17 protein-coding genes are annotated in these 21559 nt (G+C 42.9%); 7 read left to right on the forward strand and 10 right to left on the reverse strand.

The window, feature by feature from the left end:
* Position 1: 1 nt before the first annotated feature.
* The 5 genes from K5L93_RS18360 to K5L93_RS18380 form a co-directional block, all read right to left on the reverse strand.
* A complete protein-coding gene (locus K5L93_RS18360; protein ID WP_220721134.1) occupies positions 2-958 on the reverse strand; it encodes an alpha-L-glutamate ligase-like protein in 957 nt (318 codons plus the stop codon).
* Positions 958-2481, reverse strand: a complete 1524-nt coding sequence (locus K5L93_RS18365) for an inactive transglutaminase family protein (RefSeq protein ID WP_220721135.1) — start codon at positions 2479-2481, stop codon at positions 958-960. The genes K5L93_RS18360 and K5L93_RS18365 overlap by 1 nt, the downstream gene beginning before the upstream one ends.
* A gap of 5 nt (positions 2482-2486) precedes the next feature.
* Positions 2487-3194: an ATP-dependent zinc protease family protein gene (locus tag K5L93_RS18370; RefSeq protein WP_220721136.1), complete on the reverse strand. Its 708-nt coding sequence runs from the start codon at positions 3192-3194 to the stop codon at positions 2487-2489.
* 72 nt (positions 3195-3266) lie between these two features.
* Positions 3267-4241 (reverse strand): tRNA 5-methoxyuridine(34)/uridine 5-oxyacetic acid(34) synthase CmoB, encoded by a 975-nt coding sequence (gene cmoB / locus K5L93_RS18375; RefSeq protein WP_220721137.1) that lies wholly within the window; start codon positions 4239-4241, stop codon positions 3267-3269.
* A 126-nt stretch (positions 4242-4367) separates the two neighbouring features.
* Complete coding sequence (locus K5L93_RS18380; protein WP_220721138.1) at positions 4368-5084, reverse strand: hypothetical protein; 717 nt, start codon at positions 5082-5084, stop codon at positions 4368-4370.
* A 109-nt stretch (positions 5085-5193) separates the two neighbouring features.
* On the opposite strand from K5L93_RS18380, the gene K5L93_RS18385 reads away from it, so the two are divergent.
* Positions 5194-7059, forward strand: a complete 1866-nt coding sequence (locus tag K5L93_RS18385; RefSeq protein ID WP_220721139.1) for a methyl-accepting chemotaxis protein — start codon at positions 5194-5196, stop codon at positions 7057-7059.
* A gap of 42 nt (positions 7060-7101) precedes the next feature.
* On the opposite strand, the gene chrA is transcribed toward K5L93_RS18385, so the two are convergent.
* Positions 7102-8265: a chromate efflux transporter gene (chrA, locus tag K5L93_RS18390; protein WP_220721140.1), complete on the reverse strand. Its 1164-nt coding sequence runs from the start codon at positions 8263-8265 to the stop codon at positions 7102-7104.
* A 149-nt stretch (positions 8266-8414) separates the two neighbouring features.
* Here chrA and K5L93_RS18395 point away from each other — a divergent pair, with 149 nt between their 5' ends.
* Both K5L93_RS18395 and K5L93_RS18400 read left to right on the forward strand, forming a co-directional pair.
* Complete coding sequence (locus K5L93_RS18395) at positions 8415-9854, forward strand: hypothetical protein (RefSeq protein ID WP_220721141.1); 1440 nt, start codon at positions 8415-8417, stop codon at positions 9852-9854.
* Positions 9855-9912: 58 nt separating this feature from the next.
* Positions 9913-10332, forward strand: a complete 420-nt coding sequence (locus tag K5L93_RS18400; protein ID WP_220721142.1) for an HIT family protein — start codon at positions 9913-9915, stop codon at positions 10330-10332.
* A 60-nt stretch (positions 10333-10392) separates the two neighbouring features.
* On the opposite strand, the gene cmoA is transcribed toward K5L93_RS18400, so the two are convergent.
* Positions 10393-11121 (reverse strand): carboxy-S-adenosyl-L-methionine synthase CmoA, encoded by a 729-nt coding sequence (cmoA, locus tag K5L93_RS18405; RefSeq protein WP_220721143.1) that lies wholly within the window; start codon positions 11119-11121, stop codon positions 10393-10395.
* Between the two features lie 247 nt (positions 11122-11368).
* On the opposite strand from cmoA, the gene aspS reads away from it, so the two are divergent.
* The gene (gene aspS / locus K5L93_RS18410; RefSeq protein ID WP_220721144.1) at positions 11369-13129 is read left to right on the forward strand and encodes an aspartate--tRNA ligase; all 1761 of its coding nucleotides are present in this window, start codon (positions 11369-11371) and stop codon (positions 13127-13129) included.
* Positions 13130-13199: 70 nt separating this feature from the next.
* Here aspS and K5L93_RS18415 read toward each other — a convergent pair whose 3' ends face one another.
* The 3 genes from K5L93_RS18415 to K5L93_RS18425 form a co-directional block, all read right to left on the reverse strand.
* Complete coding sequence (locus K5L93_RS18415) at positions 13200-15674, reverse strand: putative bifunctional diguanylate cyclase/phosphodiesterase (RefSeq protein ID WP_220721145.1); 2475 nt, start codon at positions 15672-15674, stop codon at positions 13200-13202.
* 75 nt (positions 15675-15749) lie between these two features.
* On the reverse strand, positions 15750-16943 hold the full coding sequence (locus tag K5L93_RS18420) for a hypothetical protein (protein ID WP_220721146.1): 1194 nt from the start codon (positions 16941-16943) through the stop codon (positions 15750-15752).
* Positions 16912-17376 (reverse strand): type 2 periplasmic-binding domain-containing protein, encoded by a 465-nt coding sequence (locus tag K5L93_RS18425; RefSeq protein ID WP_220721147.1) that lies wholly within the window; start codon positions 17374-17376, stop codon positions 16912-16914. Before K5L93_RS18425 ends, K5L93_RS18420 begins: the two co-directional genes overlap by 32 nt.
* Positions 17377-17767: 391 nt before the next feature.
* Here K5L93_RS18425 and K5L93_RS18430 point away from each other — a divergent pair, with 391 nt between their 5' ends.
* The 3 genes from K5L93_RS18430 (at position 17768) to lon (ending at position 21516) form a co-directional block, all read left to right on the forward strand.
* Positions 17768-18514, forward strand: a complete 747-nt coding sequence (locus K5L93_RS18430) for a YebC/PmpR family DNA-binding transcriptional regulator (RefSeq protein WP_220721148.1) — start codon at positions 17768-17770, stop codon at positions 18512-18514.
* Between the two features lie 6 nt (positions 18515-18520).
* The gene (ruvC, locus tag K5L93_RS18435; RefSeq protein WP_220721149.1) at positions 18521-19042 is read left to right on the forward strand and encodes a crossover junction endodeoxyribonuclease RuvC; all 522 of its coding nucleotides are present in this window, start codon (positions 18521-18523) and stop codon (positions 19040-19042) included.
* A 125-nt stretch (positions 19043-19167) separates the two neighbouring features.
* Positions 19168-21516, forward strand: a complete 2349-nt coding sequence (lon, locus tag K5L93_RS18440) for an endopeptidase La (RefSeq protein WP_220721150.1) — start codon at positions 19168-19170, stop codon at positions 21514-21516.
* The last annotated feature ends 43 nt before the right edge of the window (positions 21517-21559 follow it).

The following is a 21559-nucleotide window of genomic DNA, read 5'->3' on the forward strand; positions in this document are numbered from 1 at the left end:
TTTACCTAGAGAACTCTGTTTTACTAAACTCTACTCGCTCAAGCGGGTCGTGTTTGACTCCTTCAGCAACTATTTTTTCTACAAGTTTCAGGCGTGGCAGAATGCCCTCGCCGTTTGCGATTTGAATTGCTAGGCCAGGCCGAGCATTTAACTCTAACAGCATAGGGCCATTGGATTTGTCTAAAACCATATCCGTGCCGAGATAACCCATTCCAGACATTTCGTAACAGCTAGAAGCTAACTCAAGCAGACGTTGCCAATGAGGGACAACAAGCTCTTTAAGCGGTCGGTCTGTATCGGGGTGTTTTTCGATAGGTCTATCAAATTGCACAGCATGTAACGCTCGTCCTGAACCAATGTCGATGCCTACGCCAACAGCGCCTTGGTGCAAGTTAGCTTTACCGTCTGAGGCCGCTGTAGAAAGCCGCATCATTGCCATAACAGGGTAACCTTGAAAGACGATGACTCGAACGTCTGGCACACCCTCAAAACTAAACCCATCAAAACAAGAGTCAAATTCAATTAAGGCTTCGATTACTGCCACATCTGGGCTGCCACCTAGTGAGAACAAGCCCGCTAATATATTAGAGCAGTGACGCTTAACATCTTCTTCGTGAGCGGGAGCGCCGCTGGGTTTAAAAAATACCCCAGACTCTTGTTTAGTGATAACTAAAATTCCTTTACCGCCCGAGCCTTTAGCCGGTTTAATCACAAAACCAGGGTGTTTGTGTAATAAGGGAATGATTGATTGAATGTCATGCTGAGTTCGCACCACGCCAATAAGTGCAGGTATGGTGACATTATCACGCTGAGCAATGATTTTGGTTTTAAGTTTATTGTCTACCAGCGGATAAAGCTTACGTGGGTTATAGCGACTAATATAACCAGTATTGCGCTGATTCATCCCCATTATGCCCTTGCGAGCAAGTTTAAAAGGGCTAGTGAATTGACTAAGCATTAGCCCTCCCTATCCGCAAGGGGTTTAAAGCGGCGCAATTCTAGTAGGCGGTATCCAGTGTAGTTACCAAGAATTAAGATAATACCTAAAACAATAAATTGAATACCCATAAAGTTAAAGGTTAAGTGGCGAACGTAGTCGTTGTTCATCGCTAGAAAAGCAAGAACGGCTACCAGTAGGCTGCCACCGCCTTGCATTAAAACTTCTTTTGGCCCTTCTTCTTCCCACAGAACAGACATTCTCTCGATGGTCCAAGAAAGAATGATCATCGGGAAGAAAGTGATTTTCAAGCCCTCAGTTAAACCTACTTTAAAGCTTATTACACTGAAAATAGAGATGATACCGATCACCGTAATAATCACCGCTGATATTCGCGAGACTAAGAGTAAGTTCAGGTGGGATAGGTAGCCACGAATCACTAAGCCAGTGCCAACTACTAGCAAAAATCCGATTAAACCTGTGATTAATGAAGTTTGCATAAATGCCATGGCGATAAGCACTGGCATAAAGGTACCTGAGGTTTTTAGGCCTACAAGTACGCGCAGCAAAACCACGATTAAAACCCCAATTGGAATAAGCAAAATGCCTTTAAATAGTGCTTGCTCTTCTAGGGGGAGACTATCAATAGAGAAATTAAGAAAATCTGCTTCACTAATTTTAGGGGCAACGGCTGACTGTGCACTTTGCTCGACCAGTAACATAGAGAAGGTTACTTGAGAGTTTCTACCACCAACAACTTCTAGCAGACTATTGCCATTGTATTCCCATAACAGTGTATTTTCAGGCCGGCCTTGAGTACCAGTTGCTAAATCAAATATCTGCCAGTCATTTTCATCTTTAAATACCTGAATATATTCAGTAATGCCTTGGCGACGACGACCATCTTCTAATTGTAAACCTCGTACTATTCGAGCTGGAACATGTGCATTATTTAACAAATCCACCACTAAGCGATTCTTGGGTTTGTAATCTAAAATTAAGCCTGTGTTTTGGCTTTTGCTGGCGGTTTCATCCGTTAGAGCTTTGATCAGTTCTCTGGTAAAACTGTATGCATCGGCAGAGACTTCTTCAGCTTGTTTAGCTAGGTGATTAGCTGCCGTGAAGTATGGTTCGGGATATTCAGTAAACGGCGTATCAGGCATTTGTGGCTGATATATATCTACTGCTTTAGGATCAACTAAAAAGTCTACCTTGTAGTACATTTCTTGATGACCATCGGCAGTACGTTTAGTCCAAATAGCGCGAGGATTATCTTGGTCGTTAACAAACGATAAGCCATAAGCTAATGACGCTGTAGATTCATGAATACGAGTGTAACCACGTTGGGTTAGTGGTAATGCTAGCACTGCTTCAACGCTTTCGCCTTTAGCATCAAATTCTACTTTCGCTTCAATTGACCAAATTTGGCGTTTTTCTCCAGGAAGCCACGGTACTTCAAATTGGATATGGCGATACAGTGTCATGCTTATTCCTATCAGCATGCACAGAGTGACAATGAAGTAAAATATATTGCGAGAACTCATGGGCATTAATCCTTAAATGTCGGCTTCGCTTGGGTAAATTTTTGGCTTATATCTACCACGCTTATGTCTTTTAGAAAGCTACGTCCTAGTAGCACCGGATAACTAAGGTGGCGGCGATCGGTTAAAGTAAACTGTGCGTTTTCTGAGATAGGGCCTAATTTCACTAACATGGAAACAACCGGACGTTTGTCGACTTTGTTGGTTGACGATTGAGCTACTTCGGCAGTGCGTACTACTGGTCGCTCGATAATAATATCGGTGTCAATGGTTTTATGGCGCATGTTAAAGCGTACCCAGTTTTTACCGTCACGTTCAAACTTTACAATATTGGTGGCATTAAGTGATGAGGTAGCTGCGCCGGTATCTATTCGCGCTTGAAAGGCTTGTTTTTGTTGTTCCAAGCTGACCCATTCTGATTCGCCTAATACCGTCTTATTGCCAAGCTTGTAATTAGTTTGTTTGCAGTTTTGGGGAGGTGACTTTGATGCAACCGGAGCTGGCACTATGGCAACTACTTTTTCTTCCAGTTGATCAAAGCGTTGCTGTTGTGCAGTTAATTGCTGTGAAATTGACTCGCACTGGTTTAATACTGACGTTTGCTGGGCCGAAAGCGCTGATAATTGTTCAAGGGTATGGTCGTTATATTGAGAGGCTTGTTGGTTTGCACAAGCAGTAAGTACAAGAGACAATGAAATTATCGAAAGCTTTTTCATAGTTCAAATCCATTAGGCAAAAGTAAAAATTGCAGTTTAAGTAATTGTTTTAGCATAGCGTATGAAAACTGTTTAGTCTGGATTAATTGCAATTAAAACAGCACGTTTGGGAGCCGGTAGCCCCTCTACAGTTTTCGAATTATCATTGGGGTCTAAGTAGTCTGCAAGCGACTCGTGAGTCATCCACGACGTGCTTCTTTGTTCCTCTGTAGAGGTTATGTCAACATCGACAATTCGTACGTCGATAAAGCCAACTTTTTCTAGCCATAATTGCAGCGCTGCAGTGCTCGGTAAAAACCAAACATTGGGCATTTTCCCATAACGGCCGGCAGGCACTAGCACTTGGTTCTCATCACCATCCACGACTAAAGTTTCAAGCACCAGCTCGCCCCCTTTGTGCAGTTGTTCTTTTAGCTGAATAAGGTGATCCATTGGCGAGCGGCGATGATAAAGTACCCCCATAGAAAATACCGTATCAAAAGCGCGTAATTTGGGTAACTCTTGAATACCTAGGGGTAACAAATGAACCCGTTGGTCATGGTTAGCAAAGTTTCGAATGGCTTCAAATTGCATGAGGAATAGGGTGGAAGGGTCGATACCTACTACAAACTCCGCATCATCTCCTAGCATTCTCCACATGTGATAACCACTGCCGCAACCTACATCCAATACGTAGCGATGTTTTAACGGAGATATATGCTTACGGATACGTTCCCATTTCCAATCGGAACGCCATTCCGTGTCAATATTGATGCCGTACACATCAAACGGACCTTTACGCCAAGGGTGCAAGTGACGTAGTAAGCTCTCAATTTTTTTTCGCTCACCATCAGGCATTTCTTCAGCCTTACCAATACTGACTTTCTCTTTAAGTTCAATGTTATGGGTTGTTTGCTGAGGAAGCTTATTGAGTATACGTTGCCAGCGGGGGAAATCACCATGAGCATGTTCTTTTTGCCAGTCGCCTAGCTGAGCTGGCAAGGTGTACAGCCAATGTTTGAGGCGGTTCTTGGCAATTATCTGGTAAAAATCTGAGAAGTCTATCATTAGTTACAAGAGCTTGATATTACGTGGGTATATTTCGCTAATTGTAGCAAGCTTTAGTGTCTGTTGGTGATAAAGCATGTTAGATATTTAGTTAAAATTACTATTTGTTCATTAAATCTTCTAACTTCAATCATCTATTTGTATCCAAGCGATTTGATGCCCATTTGAATTTACCCATTGGCCGCTATCACACACATCGATGGCTTTGCTGGCAATGATTAAATTATCTTGTAAATGAAGCTGTATTCCGAGCTGCTTGAACTTATCGGTAGCTTGTTTTGTTAGAGGCTCAGTCAAGTAGGCGAATAGTATGAGAGGGCTACGCTGAACGATAAAATCATCATCTAATGCGCTAATTAGTTGTTGGTTGTTATAGGTTGTTATGCTCGCAAGCGCCAGTGTTTGCTTTTGATAACGGGTAAGAGCCAAATAAGGCGAAGGGACAAGTTGGCCTTGATTCGAATTATAAGCATTAAACCATTCGAAGCGAGTGTCTTGCCAAGCATAAGATAAGACAAAGTCACCCTTCCTGTTTGAATTAAAGCTTATCTTTTTATCTATAAGCGAATAAGTTCTATAGTTTTGTTCCTGAGCGCCGATATTTAAAGAGGGAAGAGTTGTCAGCAAGATACTATCATTAATGATAGAAACGGCTTGTTTTGGAAGTTTCTCAATTTGAGTCATTACCGCTGCCTGAGTCGCGCCAATGGTTAGAGCAGATTGCGAGCAGTCATTGATAACTAATGAGTCGTAATCCAACTGTTCCACCTGTACAGCGGCATGCACTTGGGTAAACAGGCTAAGGAGAGCGGCTAAAACTGATGCTTTTTCTATCAAAATCATAATTAAATACATAGGGTTAGTGTAAGCACAATTGATGCTAGCACAAATTTAGAGTAACAAGGCAAATGGTCAACAATAAATACAGCAGGAAGCTGGCAAGGGGTATTTGATGGGTAACTTATCGATTAAACAGCGTTTAATCTTAACAATCTTAATCTTGTTAGCGGTGTTAAGTGGTGTGCAAGCTTGGTTTCAAGCAAGAACATTATCTCAAGAAACGCGTTTAGATATTGCCGGGGACGCCAAACAACTAGCTCAAGCTGCGACCGATCAGGTAAGTTTGTGGTTTGAGTCTAAGCTTGCTATCGCAAAAGGGGTGTCGTCAACTCCAGGTTCTTCGAACTTTGTATCTGATTTGGTACAAGCCAAGCAAAGTGGTGATTTCATCTATTTTTATTTTGGCAGTAGTCAAGGTGAAATGACCATGCATGATCCCAGTGAAACCTTACCAGATGGTTACGACCCCCGAACACGCCCTTGGTACAAAGGTGCACAAGCAAACGGTTCTTTTATCTCTGATCCTTACGTTGATGCCACTTCTGGGCAAATGGTTATTTCGGTCGCTCAGCGTGTTAATGGTGGGGTTTACGCTGGCGACTTGGGTTTAGATGTTGTAACTAAACGGGTGTTAAATTTGGCCAGTGAACAGGTCTACCCGGTGATTGTTGATCAACAAGGATTAGTGGTCATTCACAGCGATACTAACCTTGTCCTTAAAAAAGCTACAGAACTAGCCCCCGAATTGAGTGCTGATTTTATTGAACAAACTGGTCGTTCTGCAGCAATGAGCGAGCTTCAGGTGAGTGGTAAAGATAGCTTTGTAAGTATTACCCCTATTGATGGTACCGACTGGTATTTAATATTTGTTTATGACAAGGCATTGGCTTTAGCGCCAGTTAAAGCGATGGTGCAAAGTTCGGTTATTTTTGCAGTTATTTTATTTGTGATTATTGCAGTGGTGATGCTTAAGGTTATCAGTACGATGCTTAAGCCCATTGAAGTATTAGGTGAGGCGATTAACGAACTCTCCTCTGGAGATGGTGACTTAACCAAACGAATTAACATGCAGCGTAATGATGAAATAGGTGCATTAGCCGATGGGATTGATCAATTTATCGATCAGTTACATGGATTGATGAAAGACATCGCGCAAGATGCGGACCGTTTACAGCAAGCTGCCGCGCTTACAAACAGTTCAACTAGCGAGTCAAACTTGCAGATTGAGCGCCAGCAAGCAGAAGTTACTCAAGTCGCAACTGCAGTTAATGAGATGGCAGCTACTGCTAATGAAGTTGCTAATAATGCTGAGCAAACTGCCGAGGCAGCACGCGAATCTGCTGATTCTTGTGAGCAAGGTAAGGTATTGATTGGACGAAACCAACAGCAAGTAAATAGCTTGGCCGGGCAGCTAGATGGCGCGGCTGAAACCGTGCAAGAGCTGGAGAGAAATACCCAGGAAATCAGCGATATTCTATCGACTATTCAGGGTATTGCCGAACAAACCAACTTATTGGCGCTAAATGCTGCTATTGAGGCTGCACGAGCAGGTGAGCAAGGACGTGGCTTTGCAGTTGTTGCAGATGAAGTTCGTAATTTGTCGCAACGTACTCAAAGCTCAACTGAAGAAATTAAAGCAATGTTAGAGCGATTACAGGGGAATACCCATAGCACTGTACAGACCATGGATGAGAGTCAGCAATTGGTTAAAATCAGTGTGGAAGAAGCCACTAAAGCAGCAGAAATGTTAGAAAAAATAACTAATTCAATCACTCATATTAGTGATATGGCCACTCAAATCTCCAGTGCCGCCGAGGAACAAAGAGCCGTTACCGAAGAAGTAGGGCGAAATACTCAAGGGATTCAAGATGCATCCCTAGAATTAGCAGAACAAGCTGCTGGAAGCTCGCAAAGGGCTACCGAGTTGGATGAAATTGCTGATAAGTTACATAAAGAGGTCGGGGCGTTTAAAATATAAACGCGTTGATATTAAAAGGCCTGCCAAAGCAGGCCTTTTGCTTTATCTCAAGAATAGTAATCCCGCACCGCCGAGGCATATTAACATTACGTACAATGGCAACTTAAACACTCGCAATAAGCAAAAGCCTAATAAGGCTAATACTACCTCTACATTAGAGTGGATGGCGCTGGTAAAAATAGGTTGATACAGAGCCGCTACAAGTAAGCCAACCACTGCGGCGTTCACCATTTGCATTGCTGCTGAGAACTTCGCCTTGTTGGCTAAGGCTTGCCAGGCATCAACAAAGGCTAAAACCAATAGAAAACCGGGTAGAAAAATCGCGATAGTGGCGACTAAAGCATACATAATAGGGCTAGATTCACCAACAATGGCTCCTAAGTAACTCGCAATGGTGAACATTGGGCCCGGTATAGCTTGGGCTGCTGCATAGGCGGTTAGAAACTGCTCTTGGTTTACGTCGTTAACTAATGTTTGTTGCAGCAGTGGCAGAACAACATGACCACCACCAAATACCCAACTGCCTGCTTGATAAAATTGACTAAAACTTGCCGCTAGCTGTGGTAGATCAAAAAAAGACAGTAAAAGCAAAGCACCAAATACCAGTAAGTAAGGCAGTTTAATGGTGCCGGATGGTTTATTTTGTTTGGGTTCTAAGGGCTTAAGTGCGAGTAGTTTCTTGTGCAAGAAAAAACCTGCAATTGCCGCAATAGCCAAACACAGTAATTGAGTACTTAAATTTGGAAGCAATAACAAAGCAGAAGTAGTGATAAAACAAGCACTACTTAAATATAAATTACTACAAAACTGACCGTACATTTGGCGAACAGCATCAACTACAACAACCAAAGCCGCAATTTTCAAACCTGCGATTAGCCCCAACACTAAGGGATTATTATTGCTATAGCTTGCCGCTAGAGCCAAGGCTGTCATTAGGGCTGCAGAGGGCAGGGTAAAGCCGATAAAAGCCGCTATTGCACCTAGCTTTCCGGCACGGCGTAAACCTATAGCAAAACCCACTTGCGAAGAGCCTGGGCCGGGTAGGAACTGGCTTAAAGCAACCAAGTTTGCATATTCTTGCAGACTCATCCAGTTTCGGTTATCAACAAACTCTTGTTTAAAAAATCCAATATGTGCAGCAGGGCCACCAAAACTGACTAAACCCAAGCGAAGAAAGGTGATAAATATTTCAATTATTGCTGTCATCATTCTTACTGTAATAAGCAAAAATGAGATTATATGAAGCTTTTGTTACAGGAATGTTTCCCCTAGCAAATTGTTTAGCATGTACTTAGTTGCTGCAGTCAAATAAGCTTAATTGGCATTGAACGAATTAAAGGAATAGGTCGTTTTTCATGAGTGCTAATAATAATGCCTTAAAGCATTGGCTATTAATCTTCGGTATCTTACTGATGCAAGCCTGTAGTAGTAAGCCTGAGTGGTATCCTTGCGAAGGGGCGCTAACTGACTTAGACCAGTTACTTAGCAGCGAGGTGGGAACGCTCAATGCCAAGCGTATTGCTAAGCATCCTAGCTTGCGCTACGACCGTTTTATTTACAACTTTATTAGTGAGCGAGATAGCGGCTCAAATGTTAGCCAGCAAGATCTTATCGCCTACATGAGCGATGCAGCTAAAACTGGCTTACTGCTGGAGTGGCAGAACCTAAACAGCCAACAAATGGGTGAATGGAAACAGCGTTATCCAGAGTATTCAACAGATACTTTTATTGAAAGTTGTGTGGCTAAAGCTAAGCAGCAATATTTAGCTCAATCAGCGCAAAGCGCAGAACTGCTTAATCGCTTATTACCAGATGATGATTACTCAGATATCGCAAAGTTTTTTGGCATTTACCCACTTAGCTCAAAAGCATTTGCCAGTGCAGTTAAAAAAGAACAGCAGAGCTTAAAAGAGCAATGGGAGCAAGCATCACTAAAAGCCTATTCTGGGTTTAAGCAAGACCAAGCAGTACTTTATACCCCTAAAGCGCTTAAACATGGCTTGGCAATGCCTTTAAGCTTGAATCACTTAGGGCAGTTAAGTAATGAGCAGCAAGGTCAGCACTTGCTGAATAAGTTTGCGCCACAGTGGCTAATAGAAAATTCGAGTCAAGACAATCTGCCAGGTAAGCCGGTTTGGCAGGGCGAGCAGTTGCAAGTAGATACCGATACAGCCACTAGCTTCTCACTTGTTAGCTATGGTAGATACCAGCAGCAAACCACCATTCAACTTAATTATGTTATGTGGTTTAAACAGCGGCCAAAACTAAGCGCTGTTGATTGGGTAGCAGGGCAGCATGACGCTGTGGTTTTTCGTATTCACTTAACACCTCAGTTAAACATACTGGCTTACGATAGTATTCATCTTTGTGGCTGCTGGTATACCCTCATGCTGCCAAATGGCCAAGCGTATCAAGCTGTGCAAGATAGTGCCCAAGAACCAGTATTGATGCATAGGGTGGATACGCAAACTAAAATGCGCATTAGTATTAGTGCCGATACGCATCAAATTGTGGGATTATCTCCGGCCGAAGAAAATACTGAGCTAAAAACCATTGAGTACCAGTCTTTAGCTTGGCAACAATTAAATTTATTGGCTAAAGCTGATCTGACACAAAGCGTATTTGATAGGCAGGGCTATGTTTATGGCTCGCAGCGCTTGGAGCGTTGGTTTTTTTGGCCAATGGGAGTAAAACAACCGGGCAGTTTACGCCGCTTTGGTGACCACGCCATAAGCTTTGTTGGCGAACGGTATTTTGACCAAGCTTACTTGTTAGAAGATTTAGGTGTGCAATAATGCCTTACTCTTCCTTTAGTACCTTGCTAACTAGTTAAAATATTTAGGAATAAAGACTATGAGTTACGATAACAACAATATCTTCGCTAAAATCTTACGTGGTGAAATGAGCTGTTTAAAAGTTTATGAAGATGAGCACACCTTGGCGTTTATGGATATTATGCCGCAAGCAGATGGCCACACCTTAGTTATTCCTAAAGAAGCGGCTGAGACCTTACTCGAGCTGTCTGATGACGCTGCCGCTGCCACCATAAAAACGGTGAAAAAAGTGGCTAAAGCGGTTAAGCAGGCCATGGATGCTGACGGTGTAAGTTTAGTGCAATTTAATGGTGCAGCTGCTGGGCAAACGGTTCCTCATATTCATTTCCATATTATTCCTGGCTCCTTAGCGGAAGCGCGTAGTCACGCTAGAAACATGGTGGACAATGAAAGCCTGCAACCTTTTGCAGATAAAATCTCAGCCTTATTGGCGAGTTAATTACATAATAGCTAAAGCCTGCACTTTGCTTGAGAGCAGGCTTGGCTAACCAGCTCCAGGTTATTTAATGGCCACTAATGAGCCAAAATTAAAACATTGAAACCAAAGCTCACTGGCCGAAAAACCCGCGTCGGCAAAACGTTGTTTATGTTGCTCAATAGTGTCTGGCACCAATACATTGTCTAACGAGCTGCGTTTTTGGCTTATTTCCAATTCGCTATAGCCATTGGCTCGCTTGAAATCTAGATGAAGCTCGCTAATTAAGCCTTGAATACTTGCTTGGCTAAAGTGAAACTTTTCGCTCACAATCAATATTCCGCCAGCCTTCATGCCTTTGTGGATTTTTTTCAGCAATGTTAAACGTTGCTCTTGGGCAACAAACTGTAGAGTGAAGTTAAGTACTACTACAGACGCCTCACTTATTTCAATATCGCAAATATCCTCGCAGATAACGGCAACTGGCACAGAACCACGAAAAGCATCTAAATGTTTTTGGCAGCGCTCAACCATGGCAGGGGAGTTATCTACGGCAACAATCTCTACGTTTTCTTGTTTTACTGCACGACGCATTGCAAGTGTGGCTGCGCCTAAAGAACAGCCTAAATCATATAGCTTGCTATTAGGCTGGTGGAACTGTTCCGTTAAATGTCCAATGGTGGAAATGATGTTGCTATAACCAGGCACTGAACGTTGAATCATGTCGGGGAATACTTCTGCAACTTGATCATCAAATTTAAATTCGCCCAGCTGTGTAATGGGTTGAGAGAAAAGTTTATCTTTGCCTTGCATGGCGGAGTCTCGTAGAAAACGTGTGTGAATTAAGCGCTAATAATCGTAAAGCGAGCTATTGTAACCAGCAAATTCCTGCTTGTCTTTGGCAAATTTAAGTCCTTCGCTAGATTTATTGCTCTATCACTATTCTTATTTGTAGTCGCTTTCCTTTATACTATCGCCCTTTCACTGAACAAAGCTAACAAGAGCTTTGCTCAAGATGATTATTCGCTGAAATTTTAAAACGTAAAACGGGAAAGGCCAAATGCGCACTGTTTACTGTGGACAAGTAACCAAAGAGCTAGTTGATCAAGAAATAAATTTAGTGGGTTGGGTAAATCGACGCCGTGATTTGGGCGGTGTAATCTTTATCGATTTACGTGACCGTGAAGGCATTGTGCAAGTGGTGTTTGATCCGGATCGTGAAGACGTATTTAGCACAGCAAATAGCTTGCGTAATGAGTTTTGTGTTCGACTAAAAGGTCGCGTGCGTGCTCGTCCAGATAGCCAGATAAATAGCGACATGCGTACCGGCGAAGTTGAATTGTTAGGTTTAGAGCTTGAGATTCTAAACCGTTCAGCACCATTGCCATTAGATAGCAATCAAGATAACTCGGAAGAGCAGCGCTTAAAATACCGCTACTTAGATCTACGTCGCCCTGAAATGAGCGAGCGTATGGTGTTCCGTGCCAAAGTAACCGGCTTTGTTCGTCGTTTTATGGAAGACAATGGCTTCTTAGATATTGAGACGCCAATTCTTACTAAAGCTACGCCAGAAGGTGCGCGTGATTACTTGGTGCCAAGCCGCACTCACAAAGGTCAGTTTTTTGCCTTGCCTCAATCGCCGCAAATCTTTAAGCAATTGCTAATGATGTCGGGCATGGATCGTTACTACCAAATCGTAAAATGTTTCCGTGATGAAGATTTACGTGCTGACCGTCAGCCTGAATTTACTCAAATTGATATCGAAACCTCGTTTATGAGCTCGGACGAAGTAATGGCTGTTACCGAGCAAATGGTTCGTGAGCTGTTTGTTTCAATGTTAGACGTAGATCTTGGCGAGTTCCCGCAAATGACTTACGCAGAAGCAATGCGTTTGTACGGTTCAGACAAGCCTGACTTACGAAACCCTATGCAGTTGGTAGATGTTGCTGACTTAGTTAAAGATGTTGAGTTTAAAGTATTCTCAGGTCCTGCAAATGACGAAAAAGGCCGTGTAGCGGTATTACGTGTACCTGGTGGCGCAACACTTTCTCGTAAGCAAATTGATGATTACGGCAAGTACGTAGGTATTTATGGCGCTAAAGGTCTGGCTTGGATGAAGGTTAATGACCTAGAAGCTGGTATGGAAGGCTTACAATCGCCTATTCTTAAGTTCTTAAACGAAGAGGTTGCACAAGGCATTATGGAGCGCACTGGTGCACAAAACGGCGACCTAATTCTGTTTGGTGCAGACAAAGCTAACGTTGTATGTGAAGCGATGGGCGCACTTCGTTTGAAAGTGGGTGAAGACTTAGGCCTAGTATCTGATGAGTGGAAGCCACTTTGGGTTGTAGATTTCCCAATGTTTGAAGAAGTGGATGGTCAGTTCCACGCGATTCACCACCCATTCACTGCTCCAGTGGCCGGTGTATCGGCCGAGCAACTGGCTGCGTCTCCAGCAGGTGTGCTATCTAATGCCTATGATATGGTGCTAAACGGTTGTGAGCTGGGTGGTGGTAGTGTGCGCATTCACAAACAAGATATGCAAGCTGCGGCCTTTAAAGTGCTAGGTATTAGTGATGAAGAAGCACAAGAGAAGTTTGGATTCTTGTTAGAAGCTCTACAATACGGTGCTCCACCACACGCAGGTTTAGCCTTTGGTTTAGACCGCTTAGTGATGTTGATGACCGGCGCAAGCTCAATTCGTGATGTAATGGCTTTCCCTAAAACTGCCACAGCAGCTTGTCCACTAACCAGTGCGCCAAGTGCAGCTAACCCGGTAGCACTCGAAGAGTTAGCATTAAATGTAAAACTGCCTAAGTAGCTTTTACGTATATAAAAACAGGCGAGCATTTGGCTCGCCTGTTTTGTATCTATTAATTCTTACATACCAGTTAACTTGTGTGACTAGAGTGACTCGGCGTTTGAGGAATTTTGAACAAGGGATGCAAGTGCAAAACATTGCCATCTTTATCTAGTAATGCGCCTTGTTCGTTACATTGTTGATAAAAGGCCAAGGCTTCTTGCTTAGTTTGTGGTCTACCAAAAAAGTAACCTTGTACTTTGTCAAAGCCGTTTTTCTTTAGCCAATTGGCATGCTCTAAAGTCTCCACCCCCTCTACCAATATCTCGTAATCGAGCGTATCCATCAGTCTGCGCATACTTAGCACAATATTTTGGGTAGGGACTGAGGTTATGGCGTTATGGCCAAATTCGCGATCAAATTTGATTTTGTCACAAGCGAGGTTGCTTAGATAACTTAAAGAAGTGAAGCCTTTACCAAAGTCGTCAAAGGCTACGCGAATACCGGCGGCTCTAATCTCGTTAAGTTGAGTTTTAACTTGCTGATAGTTTTGCACTGCTACGCTTTCGGTAATCTCAAGCTCAAGGTAGTTACTTCCTACGTTAACAGTCTTAAACTTGCTGATGAGTTTTTGAGCAAATTGCTTATCTTCAAATTGACGACCGCTAATATTAAAGGCGATAGTTACATCTTCATAACCTTTACCGGTAAGCTCTTCAAGTAAGGCTAAGGACTTGTCTATCACCCAATAACCTAAAGGTAGAATGTGTCTACCGGCTTCAACAGTATCAAGGAACTGGCCTGGATTCATTAGGCCTTGAGTCGGGTGATTCCATCTCAGTAATAGCTCAAAGCCGGTCACTCGCTGATGCTGCATAGAGACTTGGGGTTGTAAATATAGCTCTAGTTCATTGTTGCTCATGGCATTTTGGAACTGGTTTTCAATGGTGAACACCATGTCGTTTTGGCGAGCTAGCTCGATATCAAAATGGGTACAACAGTTTCTACCCTTACGTTTCGAAGAATACATGGCTAAGTCAGCATATTTTACTAATAGTTGCGGCTCGTATTCGGCTTGTTTGGCCGTAGCAATACCAATACTTAGCGTTACCTTCATTGATATGCCGGAAATCGTAATGTCGCGAGATATCTCTTGGGCCAGGCTATAAGCAAAACCTAATACACTGTCTTTGTCTTTTTGATTGATAAGTAGGGTAAATTCATCGCCACCGAGTCTGAACGTGCTTGAGGCGAATTGGCTGAGTCGCATAATACGTTTGGCTACCTGTACTAATAGTAAGTCTCCAAAGTCATGGCCTAAGGTATCGTTAATCGTTTTAAAGTTGTCGAGATCAATGTAAATAAGGCTGAGTTCTTCGCCTTGCTTGGCTGCTTCTTCTAATGCTTCACTAAGTTGCTTCAAAAAAGCAGTTCGATTAGGTAGCTCTGTGAGTGGATCTTCCATGGCCATTTTCTCTAGAACTTTGGTATTTGCAGCGATGCTTGAGCGCATTTCTGCAAAGCTGTTGGCGAGTTCTATGGATATCTGATCTAAAGAATCAAATTCATCATTAAACAAGTGCAGCTTGTTTTGTGGCTTATAGCTTTCGTTTTCTAAAATAGTCGGCAAGCTGGCTGTGTGGTAGCGCAGCTTAGCTAGTGGGCGGCGCATCAGCAAAAGGCCGATCGCGATGGCCAAGGCCATGGTAAACAATAGCAGCATAGTTAGCTGGTTTTCGAAGCGAGTTTGTAAGAAAACTTGTTCGCTCCAATCCTTTAGAATCACCAACTTAAGGGTGCTATTTGAACTGTCTTTAATCGGGTAGAGCTTCCCAACAATCGTTTTATCTTCTACTTTAAACTCCATATTGTCGTGATGCCGATACTCTATGGCGCTATCGAACCATTGCTGGCTTAATACCTGAGTATTGGTGGCTAGCAACATACTTTTGTATAAGGGGCGGTCTAAATCGACGATTGCCAGTTCAATATCATCGCGTTGGGTTACGTTAATTAAGGCATCTGCCAATTCAAGTTGAAAGGCTAAAACCCCTTGCTCTGCGTTGCGGGTTCTAATTGGCAGAGAAATCCATAAATGACATACCTCGAAACATTCGATGAGGCGCATGGGTTTAGAGCGCCACGTAACTTGTTCAAGTAGCTCTTTTGGTGGGGGAGAGTCTAGTACATTGCAAGCATAATTATCGATGGCGAATACTGTACAACCGTTGGCTATTGGCATTAACCATTGTAAATCTGGTAACTGCCTATTGAGGTAACGCTCCAAGTCTTGCATGCTTTCTGCTTGGCTCAGAAGGGTTTGAGCTTCGAAAATGTAAGTGATGCTATCGCTTAAACGTTCTATTTGGTCGTTAAATTCTAAAGCGTAGTTATCTAAATAGCTTAATTTTAATTGGGCTTGTTGTTTTTGATAGTGCTCCATTGCGGTTAAACCAAAAATGGAGACGACAATGCCCGCCGCGAGAATGAGCACCAAAGTGAGTTTTAGTCGCACACTAATGTAGCGATTTTTTAGATCCACCAAGGGGAACTTGCTTAACTTCATTGGCTATTCCATTGATTTAGCATAAGGCAATAAGTGACTAATTAATTGCTTACTTACTAAGCATAGAGTGAAATATCAAAAGCGGTAACTTAGTTGCATCGCAAATAATCGCCAATAACGTTCAGGATTGTTGGCTCGAGTGGGGTTTAGGTCTCGAACAGGAGGAATCATAGAGGTGCCTGTAAACCAATGATGTTCCAGTTTTAGCTGAAAATTGCGATGGAAATTCCACGTTGCTCCAATGGTAAAGTCATCGAGATCGCGTAAGTTGGTTTCAATGTCATCATCAATAAAATGGCTGTTATCGTAGCGAGCGAGCAAATTCCACTGCTGATTTATAATGAAAATACCTTGCAGATAATAGGCATTCATATCGATGCTGCCATCAAAAATTGGCGCTAAAGGTTTAGCTGCATCGTTTTTTCCTTCAGCATAAGTGCCACCGCGTCGCATGGTAAATTCACCCGTTAGCTCGTAGCGCTGTTGCGAGTACTGTAATGAAGCAATGTACTGGTCGGTATCAATAGTGAAATCGAAAGGTAAACGCACCGGACTAGCCGGAGGTGCCAAATCTATCGAATCTTTTAAATGCATTTTTAAACGACGATACTCTAGGCCCAAGTACCAATTGGCGTTGGGGCGAGCTGAAAAGTGTATTGAACTATTCCACTCACTTTCAAAAGTGCCACCTTGGTCTTGTCCAAAAAAGCGCCGACTAAAGCTTTCATCAAAGGCTTCTTTACCAATGGATGCCGCGAATGTGTATTGTTGGCCACTTAGCGTGAAATAGTCTACATCTAACCTTACGCCATCGGCCCTTAAACTCTGTTCTTTAAGGATGTGTGGGTAAACCGATAGCGGCAGTACAATACTGGGGCGAGTAAAGGGAACGTCTCGAGTTTCACCATAAATCCCATTGGATATTTTGAAACGGCCAAACTTAAAGCCAACTTCCCAGTCTTCGTTGGTTGGAACTTTGTAGTTAAGACTTAAATAATCTACATCTAAACCAGATTCAAACCAATCGCCGCTTTCTTGGGCAATCACCAAGCCAGACACAGACCAATCTGGGTTGATGTACCAAAAACCTCGAAGCCCCGCTTCAAATAGTGGGCCGCTATCACCTGAGTTATAACCGTAATAATTATTTGCGTTTACATCGATATAGCTGGCAGAAACAAAGCCGCCCCAAGAGATGTTACCTTTAGCCTGAGCGGGAAAAATAACGACGCTTAAACTAGTCAACAATAGTAGAATGAAGTTCTTCATTGCTCACCTCTTGGCTGGTGTATCCAATAGCGTTGGGATTATTTTTTATGGTGTCTAACATTTCTTGTTCAGAGTTCACGATGGTTGGAGCAATCGCAGTGCCCGTGTAAATTTGGCGTTCCCAAATTCGGGTTAGCTGATAGGGAAACAATTTGAGTGCGTCTAAACAAAACTGTTTATGTAACTCCTTGTTGTCATCCATAACGACCAGTTCGATGATTTGACCATCAGGCCAGTTTTTTTGTCTTAGTGAGAAAATGGCACGGATCTGCTTAGCACTTAGCTCAGCCTGTTGGCTTGAGTGAGTAAGTAGCCACACCTCGGCATGAATGGGTATGCTAATACTGACTAAAGAGAATAACGCAACAATTTTTACAGCAATCGCCTGCCGTTTTAAAAACTGAGATAATTTGCGCCAATAAATTACAATCATAGCCTTCCGTGGTTAGCTCATAACTATTGTGTTAAAGATTATGTCTTTAAATATAGGCTAATTTTTTCAATAAGTTAAGCTAAATGGTTTTTTTGTTTGGTATTGTTTAAATATCCAGCAGGATGTTTTGGCTTTGTTGTTACTTTTATTAGTGTTATCAATAGCAAACGTAGCTCCATTAGTTATTTGCCAGTATATTTATGCAATATTTTTGTATAAAATTAAATTTTGTGTCGAGGTTTTTTATATAAGGTTGCTGTTTAATTGGTTTGCCAGATAAGCTTCTTGTTAGTGAAGTTCTTTATCGAACTAGATCATTGTTCAATTAATCCTAGGCCCTAGGTAGTGGTAGCGTTTATCATTTTGGCTAAATCAAACTTAGGGGAATTCGATGGCGGGTCACAGTAAATGGGCCAATATTAAGCACCGTAAAGCAGCCCAAGATGCTAAACGCGGTAAATTTTTTACTAAGTTTATTAGAGAGTTAACGGTAGCAGCTAGAGAGGGAGGTTCAGATCCCGACGCTAACCCTAGGCTTCGCGCCGCTATTGATAAGTCTTTGTCGAACAATATGACGCGCGACACTATTAATCGTGCAGTACAACGAGGTGCCGGTGAACTCGACGGACAACAGTTGGAAACGGTTATTTACGAAGGCTATGGGCCTGGAGGGACAGCGGTTTTAGTGGAAACCATGACAGACAATCGCAATCGCACGGTATCAAGTGTTCGGCATGCATTTTCTAAAAGTGGTGGTAACCTTGGCACCGATGGTAGCGTATCATATCTTTTTGAAAAGAAAGGGGTGATATCCTACCCAGCAGGTAGTGACGAAGACGCTATTTTGGAAGTGGCTTTAGAAGCAGGCGCCGATGATGTACTAAGCCACGACGATGGAAGCGTTGATGTGTATACAAGTTCTGAGGAATTTGGTCGAGCTAAAGATGCGCTAGATGCATCTGGCTTATTGGCTGTAAACTCTGAGGTGACTATGCTTGCTTCAACACAGGCCGAACTAGACACCAACACCGCACCTAAGCTACTGCGGCTAATAGACATGCTAGAAGATGATGATGATGATGTTCAAGAGGTCTATCACAACGGCGAGATATCAGATGATGTTGCAGCGCAACTTTAATAAACCGTGAGTATTATTTTAGGCATTGATCCCGGCTCGCGGATCACCGGGTACGGACTAGTTAAACAAGCCCATGGGCGAATAGAGTACTTGGGTAGTGGCTGTATTCGCACCAATGAAAAAGAATTGCCACTTAGGTTAAAACAAATTCACGCAGGAGTGAGTGAAATTATCACCCAGTTTTCACCTGATGAGTTTGCTATAGAACAGGTTTTTATGGCTAAAAATGCTGATTCAGCCTTAAAGCTTGGCCAAGCTCGTGGCGCGGCTATTGTATCAGCGGTAAGCCAAGATTTGCCGGTGGCGGAGTATTCGGCGCGGCAAATAAAACAGGCAGTAGTGGGCACTGGTGCTGCAGATAAATCTCAAGTTCAACACATGGTAACCCAACTTTTAAGCTTGTCGGCAAGCCCACAAGCAGATGCTGCTGATGCCCTTGCTGTTGCTTTATGTCATTGCCATACCAGACAAAGCTTAATAGGTATGGCCGGTAAAGTACGAGGTACAGTGAGGCGTCGGTTACGTTAATTTATTGTATGAATAAACAACAGTCAGAAGTTTTTTTTGAATTATTCTGCGTAACTAATTGAAACCATCAAGTTTGACCCAATATATTGCTGATAGAGATTATTAGCTAAGGTAAAGAGGACGACATGACCTTAGAGCGTTCAGAACGTTTCGAAATTCCCGTATTACCGCTACGCGACGTGGTGGTGTATCCACACATGGTTATCCCATTGTTTGTTGGTCGTGAAAAATCCATTCGTTGCTTAGAAAGTGCAATGAGCCAAGACAAGCAAGTATTGCTGGTGGCTCAAAAGGACGCAAGCAATGACGACCCACTGGTTGATGATTTATACACGGTAGGTACCGTTGCTAATATTCTTCAATTACTTAAGCTGCCTGATGGTACCGTTAAAGTACTGGTTGAAGGTAGTCAGCGCGCTAAGCTCGAGCAAATTGTTCAAGAAGATGAGTATTACGTCGCCGCTGCGGAGTATGTAGTTTCTGCTCAGCCAGACGAAAAAGAGCAAGAAGTGATGGTGCGCTCTGCGATTAGTCAGTTTGAAGGCTACATCAAGCTCAATAAAAAAATTCCGCCAGAGGTGCTTACATCAGTATCGGGAATTGACGACGCTGCTCGTTTAGCCGATACCATGGCTGCGCACATGCCTCTTAAATTGGAAGATAAACAGTCGGTGCTTGAAATTGCCAGTATTCCAGAACGCCTTGAATACCTAATGGCGATGATGGAATCTGAAATCGATTTGCTACACGTAGAGAAAAAGATCCGTGGACGTGTCAAAAAGCAAATGGAAAAAAGCCAACGCGAATATTACTTAAACGAGCAAATGAAGGCTATCCAAAAAGAGTTGGGTGAGTCTGAAGATGGGCAAGACGAATTTGAGCAGCTTTCTCAACGCATTGATGAAGCTAAAATGCCTGAAGAAGCAAAAGAGAAAACTCTTGCGGAACTTAACAAGCTCAAAATGATGTCGCCAATGTCGGCTGAAGCCACAGTTGTGCGCGGCTATGTTGATTGGATGCTTAGTGTTCCTTGGGTTAAACGCTCAAAAGTGAAGCGTGATTTAGCCAAAGCCGAGCAGGTGCTGAATCAAGACCACTACGGTTTAGATAAAGTAAAAGAGCGTATTTTGGAATACTTGGCCGTGCAGAGTCGAGTTAACAAGCTAAAAGGGCCTATTTTATGTTTGGTTGGTCCTCCAGGCGTAGGTAAAACTTCACTGGGCCAATCTATCGCCAAATCTACTGGCCGCAAATATGTGCGCATGGCGCTGGGCGGCGTACGTGATGAAGCTGAAATTCGTGGACATCGCCGAACGTATATTGGTTCTATGCCGGGTAAGCTGATTCAAAAAATGTCTAAAGTGGCAGTGAAAAACCCACTGTTTTTGCTTGATGAAATTGACAAAATGGCGTCTGACATGCGCGGCGACCCTGCCTCAGCACTGTTAGAAGTGTTGGACCCAGAGCAAAATAATAGCTTTAACGATCATTACCTAGAAGTTGATTACGACTTGTCGGATGTAATGTTTGTTGCAACTTCTAACTCAATGAATATTCCAGGTCCATTACTTGACCGTATGGAAGTGATTCGCTTGTCTGGTTACACCGAAGACGAAAAACTCAATATTGCAAAGCAGCACTTAATTAGCAAACAGATCAAGCGTAATGGTTTGAAAGAGCATGAGATAGTTATCGAAGACAGTGCAATTATCGGTATTATCCGTTACTACACCCGCGAGGCTGGTGTACGTAGTCTAGAGCGAGAAATCTCTAAACTTTGTCGTAAAGCTGTTAAAGAAATTCTGTTAAATAAAGACACCAAAAAAGTAGAAATTCGCCAAGATAACTTAAGTGAATACCTCGGTGTTCAGCGTTGTGATTACGGCAAAGCCGACGAAAACAACCGAGTAGGGATGGTAACCGGTCTTGCTTGGACTGAAGTCGGCGGAGATCTGCTAACCATCGAAACAGCATCTGTACCCGGTAAAGGCAAGCTAACTTATACAGGGTCGCTCGGGGATGTAATGCAAGAGTCTATCCAAGCTGCTATGACAGTGGTAAGAGCTCGCGCGGATAAGTGGCGTATAAACAGCGACTTTTACGAAAAACGCGATATTCACGTACATGTACCCGAAGGCGCAACACCTAAAGATGGACCAAGTGCCGGTATTGCAATGTGTACCGCATTAGTTTCTAGCCTAACCGGTAATCCGGTAAAAGCTGAAGTCGCGATGACTGGAGAGATTACATTACGAGGTGAAGTATTGCCGATTGGTGGCTTGAAAGAGAAGCTATTGGCTGCGCATCGTGGTGGAATTAAAACCGTTCTTATTCCAAAAGAAAATGAACGTGATTTGGAAGAGATACCAGAAAATGTTATTGGCGACCTAAAAATTATTCCAGTTCGCTGGATTGAACAGGTTCTGGAAGCGGCTTTAGAGCAAAATCCTGAAGGCTTTGAAGTAAAAGCTTGAGTCAATGCAAATAAACGATATTCAATCGCAAAATAGTACTTGC

This window comes from Agarivorans litoreus (assembly GCF_019649015.1).
GTDB lineage: Bacteria > Pseudomonadota > Gammaproteobacteria > Enterobacterales > Celerinatantimonadaceae > Agarivorans > Agarivorans litoreus.